The sequence below is a fragment of the Synechococcus lacustris str. Tous genome (genome assembly GCF_003011125.1).
GTDB lineage: Bacteria > Cyanobacteriota > Cyanobacteriia > PCC-6307 > Cyanobiaceae > Synechococcus_D > Synechococcus_D lacustris.
In genome coordinates this window covers 1-856 of record NZ_PXVC01000246.1, presented here as the reverse complement: position 1 = coordinate 856, position 856 = coordinate 1, and the positions used below count along the sequence as shown (strand labels likewise).

At 47.3% G+C, this 856-nt stretch carries 2 protein-coding genes; both read left to right on the top strand.

Annotated features, from left to right (window positions below):
• A partial coding sequence (locus C7K08_RS14670; protein ID WP_479725440.1) for an oxygen-independent coproporphyrinogen III oxidase occupies positions 1–551 on the top strand: 551 nt, incomplete at its 5' end.
• A gap of 39 nt (positions 552–590) precedes the next feature.
• Positions 591–856: phosphoketolase family protein (locus tag C7K08_RS14665; protein ID WP_479725439.1), on the top strand; the 266-nt coding region annotated here is incomplete at its 3' end.

Sequence of the window (856 nt, the reverse complement as noted above, 5' to 3'; positions counted from 1 at the left end):
TGCTGGAAGGGGCCCACAGCAAGCTGCTATCGGAGGGGTATGTGGCAATCGGCATGGATCACTTTGCCCTAAAAAACGACCCGCTTGCCATCGCCGCCCGGGAGGGAAGCTTGCATCGAAACTTCCAGGGATACACCACCCAAGCAAACCTCGACCTACTAGGGGTGGGCCTTTCCGCTATAAGCCTATTTCCAAGGTTATATACCCAGAATACTCGCTCCTTAAATACATACATACAATCACTTTCGATGGCTAAATTAGCAWTTGATCGCGGCTTGGAAATAAATGATCCAATGGTGCTATTGAGGCGCCATATTATCCTGGAATTAATGTGTAATTTTGCGATTGATTTTGATAGTATTGCCATCGACGCAGAAAAGCTATTTAGGGATGAGTGGAAACAATTAAGCAACTTAGAAGCGGAGGGTTTATTAACCTTAGGAAGTAATAATGTAAGCGTAAATGAAAGGGGTCGATGGCTGGTGCGTGTAATTGCAGCAGTTTTCGACCCCGACACCCAACACAAACCCAGTGGCTCCCGCTTGGTATGAGCCCTATTCCTTAAGAAACCCTCCTAGAGAAACCAAGCCATGACCCGTTGCTTATCAGAACAGGAACTACAGCAGCTAGATAGTTGGTGGCGCGCCGCCAATTATCTAGCGGTGGGGATGATCTACCTAAAGGAAAATCCACTGCTGCGGGAGCCGCTGAAACCAGAACATATTAAAAATCGCCTGCTGGGCCATTGGGGATCAAGCCCGGGCCAAAGTTTTATATGGACCCATGCAAATCGTGTAATTCGTGAATACAATTTAAATATGATTTATTTATCTGGGCCCGGCCATGGTGCACCAGG